The organism is Streptomyces sp. NPDC059010 (assembly GCF_042740355.1).
GTDB lineage: Bacteria > Actinomycetota > Actinomycetes > Streptomycetales > Streptomycetaceae > Streptomyces.
In genome coordinates this window covers 21326-28106 of record NZ_JBHYJA010000039.1, presented here as the reverse complement: position 1 = coordinate 28106, position 6781 = coordinate 21326, and the positions used below count along the sequence as shown (strand labels likewise).

Here is a 6781-nt window from a genome sequence, read left to right as displayed (position 1 = left end):
GCCGTCTCTGGTGCCCCCCCCACCCGCGCCGCCCGCCCCCGCCCCCCCCTAGGCCGCCGTCGCCTTGTCGTAGGCAGGGGCCTCCACCGGGATCTCCACGACCGGCAGGGGCCGCCTGCCCACGCCCAGCGCCACCGCCGTCATCGGTACGGCGACCACCAGCAGCCCGACCGCCAGCACCGCCCCCATGACCGGGAACCCCGCCTGCGCCGACAGCACGCTGCCGGTCAGCGGGCCCGCCGCCGTCCCCAGCGACGAGGCCGAGCCGACGAGCACCGCCCAGCGGCCGCGCCCGTCGAGGGAGGCGGCGAGGCCGATGACGTACGACAGGACGATCGGGTAGAGGGTGTTCCACGCGATCTCTCCGGTCGCGAAGGACGACAGGTCGGTGGCGGACGCGCTGAGCACGACGCAGGCCGCGATGACGGCCGTACCGCCGCCGATCGGCAGCGCGAGCCCGAGGCGCGGGCCGAGCGCGCCCGCCCCGGTGACGCCGAGCAGCCCGGCGCCCAGCGCCACGGCGAACACCACGCCGACCGTGGCCTCGGTCAGCTGCGCCTGCGACAGACCGATCCGGCCGCTGACGCCCCACAGGGAGTTCTGGACGAGGGACCAGCACAGCATGCAGACGGCGAGGGTCAGACCCGGGCGGCGGTGGGGGAGGTCGGAGGCGGCCCGGACCGCCTGCGGCCGCGGGACGGTGACCGACGGCAGACGGCCCGTCAGGGGCCATACGGCGAGTGCGGTGAGGGCGATCGCGGCCAGCGGCTGACCATGGCCCGGACCGAGGTGCGGCACCGTCAGATACACGGTGCCCGCGAGGGCGGAGACGCCGAGCAGGCCGACCGTGGTGGCCCGGTGCGGGTCGCGCTGGGCGGCGATCCGGGTGGCGGCGACCGCCGTGACCGTACCGGATCCGAAGCCGCCGATCAGGACGCCGAGGACGACGGCCGGTACGGCGGGTGTGAGTGCGGCGCCGCCATAGCCGAACAGGGCCAGGGCGAGGCCGGTCCGGGCCAGCCTGCGGGCGCCGACGCGTTCGACGCGGGAGGCCAGCAGGAAGCCCGCCGACGCCGAGCTCAGCAGCAGCGCGCTGCCGACGGCGCCGGCCTGGGTCGGGGAGAGCGGAAGTCCGGAGTCGAGCCTGCCGACGACCGTCGGCAGCAGATACGGAGCGAGGTACCCGGCCGTGAAAAGGGCGACGAGGGGCCAGGGGATGGTGCGGGGGGCGAACACGGGCGTTCCCAGGGCATGCGAAAGGAGCGGCTCAAGAGGAGCCAAGAGGGGGAGGAGCGCAGGCCGTCGACGGACAGGAACGCGCGGAGAATTTGTATCAAGCGGGGGGACGCGCGAAAAAGTGGGAACGGTGTGATCTAAGGCACGTTCTGTTTGGGGTGGGGAGTGGGGGGTAGACGAGGTCGCGCTCGACGGACTTCGCAGGCGCCTTCAGAGTGCCTTCGCAGGCGCTCTCACCTGCGCCAATGCACCGACCCGCCGCCACCGGGCACCGTCGCCTCGATCTTCGCCCTGATCTCCCGCATCACCGCGACGATCCGCTCCTCGTGCCCCGCCGACAGCCGGGCCACCGGCACCGAGCAGCTGATCGCGTCCTGGGCCGGGGTGTCGTAGCGCAGGGCGAAGCCGAAGCCGACGATGCCGGGGACGCCCTCCTCGCGGTCGACCGAGTAGCCGCGCGCACGCACCTCGGCGAGGTCGGCGGTGAGGGCGTCGCGGGTGGTGTGGGTGTTGGGGGTGAGGGTCTCGTACGGGCCCTCGGGCAGGTCGGCGTCGGGGCGTTCGGCGAGCAGCGCCTTGCCCAGGGCGCCCGCGTGGGCCGGGAGCCGGCGGCCGACGCGACTGATGGTCCGCAGGTACTCGTGCGACTCGCGCGTCGCCAGATACGCCACGTCCCGGCCGTCGAGGCGCGCCATGTGGATCGTCTCGCCCAGCGCCTGGGACGCCTCGTCGAGATACGGGCGTACGACGCGGACGCGCGGGTCGGAGTCGAGGTAGCTGGTGCCGGTGAGCAGGGCGTGGATGCCGATGCCGTAGAGCGAGCCGGTGACGTCGGTGCGGACCCAGCCGCGGGAGATCAGGGTCTGCAGCAGCGCGTACATGGAGCTGCGCGGCACGTCCAGCTCGTCGGCCAGCTCCTGCAGACGTGCCGGACGGTCGCCGCGTGCGGCGAGGAGTTCCAGCAACTCGACCGTCCGCGCCGCGGACTTCACCTCGCGGACGCCGCCTGTCTCTGACATGGGGCGATGGTAATCGGAGCGACCGTGGGGAGACGGCGCCATTGACGGTCCGCGTTCGCGTATCTAATCTCCATTTTCATACATGGATGACGTCTACATAGGGAGATGGGCGAAGGTGAGTGTCGATACGGTCGACAACGGCGATACGCACACGGCCCGGCGGCTGCGGGACGGCATGGCGCGCGGCGTGCTGTCGTTCCCGCTCACGAGCTTCCACGACGACGGCTCCCTCGACCCGGACGGCTTCCGCGCCCATGTCGCCGCCCAGCTCGCCACCGAACCCGGCGCGATCTTCCCCGCCTGCGGCACCGGCGAGTTCTTCTCGCTGGACGAGGACGAGTACCGGCAGGTCGTCACCGTCGCCGTCGAGGAGGCGGGCGGGCGCCTGCCCGTCGTCGCCGGGACCGGGTACGGCTGGGCGCAGGCCGCCCGGTTCGCGCGGATCGCCGAGGAGGCCGGCGCCGACGCCCTCCTCGTCCTGCCGCACTACCTGGTCGCCGCCCCGCAGGACGGCCTGGTCGGCCAGCTGGAGCAGCTCGCGGCCCGCACCCGCCTGCCGCTCATCGCCTACCAGCGGGGCCAGGTCGCCTTCACCGTCGAGTCGGTGCGGCGGATCACCCGCATCCCCGGCGTCATCGGGCTCAAGGACGGCCACAGCGACCTCGACCGCCTCCAGCGCCTCACCCTCGCCGCCCCCGAGGACTTCCTCTTCTTCAACGGCGCCGCCACCGCCGAGATCCAGGCCCGCGCCTACGCCGCCGTCGGCGTCCCCGCCTACTCCTCCGCCGTCCACGCCTTCGCCCCCGAGATCGCGAACGCCTTCTTCGCCGCCCTCCAGGACGGCGACCACGGCACGGTCGACAAGCTGCTGCGCGACTTCTACGTCCCGCTGGTCGAACTCCGCGACCGGGTGCCCGGATACGCCGTGTCCCTGGTGAAGGCGGCGGCCCGGCTGCGCGGCCGCCCCGTCGGCCCCGTACGCGCCCCGCTCACCGACCCGTCGGACGCCGACCTGGCCGACCTGCGCACCCTGCTCGCGACCGGCCTCGACCTCGTAGGAGCCGCACTGTGAACCTCACGATCACCGACGTCCGCCTGACCCCGATCCTGGTCGCCGACCCGCCCCTGCTGAACACCCAGGGCGTCCACCAGCCCTACACGCCCCGGCTGATCGTGGAGGTCGAGACGGCGGGAGGGGTCGTCGGGGCCGGTGAGACGTACGGCGACACCAAGTACCTGGAGCTCGCCAGGCCGTTCGCCCAGAAGCTGATCGGTCGTCAAGTCGGGGATCTGAACGGCCTGTTCGTCATCGCGGACGAGGTGGCCGTCGACCGGTCCCGGGTGTCCGGCCAGGTCGACGTCGGCGGACTGCGCGGGGTCCAGACCGCCGACAAGCTGCGGCTGTCCGTCGTCTCCGGCTTCGAGGTGGCCTGTCTCGACGCCCTCGGCAAGGCGCTCGGGCTGCCGGTGCACGCGCTGCTCGGCGGCAAGGTGCGGGACGCCGTCGAGTACAGCGCGTACCTGTTCTACCGGTGGGCCGGGCATCCGGAGGGCGTGCGCGCGGAGAAGGACGACTGGGGGGCCGCCGTCGACCCGGCCGGGGTCGTCGAGCAGGCGCGGAGGTTCAAGGAGCGGTACGGGTTCACGTCCTTCAAGCTCAAGGGCGGTGTCTTCCCGCCGGACGAGGAGATCGCGGCCGTACGGGCGCTCGCCGAGGCCTTTCCCGGGCACCCGCTGCGGCTCGACCCCAACGGGGCGTGGTCCGTCGAGACCTCGCTGGAGGTGGCGCGGGAGCTCGGGGACGTCCTGGAGTACCTGGAGGACCCGGCCCTCGGTACGGCCGCCATGGCCGAGGTCGCCGCGCGGGCCGGGGTGCCGCTGGCGACCAACATGTGCGTGACGACGTTCGCGGAGATCAAGGAGGCGTTCACCCGGGACGCCGTCCAGGTCGTCCTCTCCGACCACCACTACTGGGGCGGGCTGCGCAACACCCAGCAGCTGGCGGCGATCTGCCGCACGTTCGGCGTCGGGGTGTCCATGCACTCCAACACCCACCTGGGCATCTCGCTGGCCGCGATGACCCATGTGGCGTCGACCGTGCCGAACCTCCACCACGCCTGCGACTCCCACTACCCCTGGCAGTCCGAGGACGTCCTCACCGAGCGCCTCACCTTCGACGGCGGCAAGGTCACCGTGCCGGACGCGCCCGGCCTCGGCGTCGAGCTGGACCGGGAACGGCTCGCCGAGCTGCACCGGCGGTGGCTGGATGACGACGGCTCGCTCAGGGACCGCGACGACGCGGCCGCGATGCGGATCGCCGAGCCGGGGTGGGTGACGCCTTCGGTGCCTCGCTGGTGACCGTGGAGGTGCCTCGCCGGTGACCCCGAAAGGGGGCCGGGCAGGATCGCGGCGGCGTTGTCGGTGATCCGGTGGCGTTGTCGGTGGTGTGGTGCACACTGGCCAGATCAGCACCACGTCAGGGAGCGCACCGTGACCACGCCGACCGCGTCGTCCAAGTCAGGGGGGCCGTACCGCCGGGCCCAGGTCGACCCCCTCGCCGGCCTGCGCACGCCCGCCGACCCGCCCTGGGACGTGTACCTCACGGGCACGGTCTTCCTCGACATCATCTTCACCGGCCTCGACTCGGCCCCGGTGCGCGGGACCGAGTCCTGGGCGCGCGGCATGGGGTCGAGCCCCGGCGGCGTGGCCAACATGGCGACGGCACTGGCCCGCCTCGGCCTGAGGACGTCCCTCGCGGCGGCCTTCGGCGACGACCACTACGGCGAGTACTGCTGGGACGCGCTGGAGCACGGCGAGGGCATCGACCTCTCGCCGTCGCGCACGGTGCCGGGCTGGCACTCGCCGGTGACGGTGTCGATGGCCTACGAGGGGGAGCGCACGATGGTCTCCCACGGCCATGAGCCGCCCCCGGAGGAGCCGGCCCCGGACTGCCCGCCCCGCGCGCGTGCCGCCGTGGCCTCCCTGGTGCCGGGCAAACGGGCCTCCTGGATCGCGCAGGCCGCGCGCAAGGGCGCCCGGATCTTCGCCGACGTCGGCTGGGACGACACCGGGGCGTGGGACCTGGCGGGGCTGGCAGACCTGGAGCACTGCGAGGCGTTCCTGCCGAACGCGCAGGAGGCGATGCGGTACACGGGCGCCGAGTGCCCCCGCGAGGCGGCCCACGCCCTGACCGCGTATGTCCCGGTCGCGGTGGTCACGCTCGGCGCGGAGGGCGCGTACGCGGTGGACGGCAGGACCGGGGAGACGGCGGTGGTCCCCGCCATCGCCGTGGAGGCCCTGGATCCGACCGGTGCCGGTGACGTCTTCGTCGCCGGGTTCGTCACCGGCACCCTGGCCGACTGGCCGCTCGCCGACCGGGTGGCCTTCGCGGGTCTGACGGCAGCGCTCTCCGTCCAGGAGTTCGGGGGGTCGCTGTCGGCGCCCGGCTGGTCGGAGATCGGGGCGTGGTGGCGCAAGGTGCAGTCGCTGGAGGCGCAGGACCCGGAGGCCCTGCGCCGGTACGCGTTCCTGGCGGACCTGGTGCCGCAGGAGGAGAGACCCTGGCCGCTGCGGCGGGCGGTGCCGACGATCGGGTTCCGCCGGTCGGCGTGAAGGGTCCCGCCCCGGTGGACCGCGGGCTCCCCGGTGGACCGCGGGCTCAGCGTGGACCGTTGGCTCAGCTGGGGGGCGCCGGCTTCAGCACCACGAAGTCCGCGTCGGACGGGTCGAGGCACACGGCCAGCCTGCCCACGCCCTCCGCGTCGTCCGGCCCCATCTGCACGCTGCCGCCGTTCTCGGTGACCCTGGCGACCGCGGCGTCGCAGTCGTCGACGTTGAAGACCGGGTGCCAGTACGGCTGCCCGCCGGACAGCGCGAGGTTCTCCTTGGGCAGCTCCATCAGCCCGCCCTGCATACGCTCCGCGGGCTGCCCGGCCGGAGTGATCAGCGTGTACGTACCCCCACCGCCCGGCAGCTCCATGTCGCCGTACTGCCAGCCGAAGACGGTGCCGTAGAACTCCTTGGCGGCCCCGGCGTCGCTGGTGTACAGCTCGGTCCAGGACAGCGAGCCCGTCTCGTCGGCCAGCTCGAAGCCCGAGTTCTTCCCCGGCTGCCAGACGGCGAACTGGCCGCCCAGCGGGTCGCTGAACTGCGCCATCCGACCCCAGTCCTCAAGGTCCATCGGCGCCACCCGCACGGTGCCGCCGGCTTCCTGCACCGTCCGGGTCGTGGCATCCGCGTCGCTGACGGTGAAGTAGATCATCCAGGCCGAGCGCGCCCCCTCCTCGGTGAGCTTGCCGAGCCCGGCGACGGTCTTGCCGTCCTTCTTGAACATCCCGCCCTGGAAGTCCTCCGAGTCGCCCATGGACTCGAACTCCCAGCCGAGCACCGCGCCGTAGAAGGCCGCGGCGCCCCGGACATCGGGTGCGCCGAGGTCGAGCCAACAGGGCGAGCCGGGCGTGAGGTCAGTGGTGATCATGACGATGCCCTTTCGCAGACACGTACCACCCCAGCCTGACACCCGGCAC

6 protein-coding genes are annotated in these 6781 nt (G+C 73.1%); 3 read left to right on the top strand and 3 right to left on the bottom strand.

Features of this window, described 5'->3' with window-relative positions; all coding sequences use genetic code 11:
• Window positions 1–48: 48 nt before the first annotated feature.
• Together ACFWYS_RS33740 and ACFWYS_RS33735 are read right to left on the bottom strand one after the other, a co-directional pair.
• Entirely contained in the window at window positions 49–1236 is a 1188-nt protein-coding gene (locus tag ACFWYS_RS33740; protein ID WP_384776964.1) for an MFS transporter, read from the bottom strand.
• 233 nt (window positions 1237–1469) lie between these two features.
• The gene (locus ACFWYS_RS33735; protein ID WP_384776961.1) at window positions 1470–2255 is read right to left on the bottom strand and encodes an IclR family transcriptional regulator; all 786 of its coding nucleotides are present in this window, start codon (window positions 2253–2255) and stop codon (window positions 1470–1472) included.
• Between the two features lie 175 nt (window positions 2256–2430).
• Between ACFWYS_RS33735 and ACFWYS_RS33730 the strand changes: the two genes are divergently transcribed.
• The 3 genes from ACFWYS_RS33730 to ACFWYS_RS33720 all read left to right on the top strand — a co-directional run bounded on the left by ACFWYS_RS33730 (window position 2431) and on the right by ACFWYS_RS33720 (window position 5867).
• Window positions 2431–3327, top strand: coding sequence for a 5-dehydro-4-deoxyglucarate dehydratase (locus tag ACFWYS_RS33730; RefSeq protein ID WP_384777116.1), 897 nt, complete (start codon window positions 2431–2433; stop codon window positions 3325–3327).
• Window positions 3324–4613 carry a glucarate dehydratase family protein gene (locus tag ACFWYS_RS33725; RefSeq protein ID WP_384776958.1) on the top strand — a complete coding sequence of 430 codons (1290 nt, stop codon included), beginning with the start codon at window positions 3324–3326 and terminating at the stop codon, window positions 4611–4613. The genes ACFWYS_RS33730 and ACFWYS_RS33725 overlap by 4 nt, the downstream gene beginning before the upstream one ends.
• Before the next feature lie 132 nt (window positions 4614–4745).
• On the top strand, window positions 4746–5867 hold the full coding sequence (locus ACFWYS_RS33720; RefSeq protein ID WP_384776955.1) for a carbohydrate kinase family protein: 1122 nt from the start codon (window positions 4746–4748) through the stop codon (window positions 5865–5867).
• A gap of 64 nt (window positions 5868–5931) precedes the next feature.
• Here the strand turns inward: ACFWYS_RS33720 and ACFWYS_RS33715 are convergent, their stop codons facing one another.
• The gene (locus ACFWYS_RS33715) at window positions 5932–6732 is read right to left on the bottom strand and encodes a VOC family protein (RefSeq protein ID WP_384776951.1); all 801 of its coding nucleotides are present in this window, start codon (window positions 6730–6732) and stop codon (window positions 5932–5934) included.
• Window positions 6733–6781: the final 49 nt, after the last annotated feature.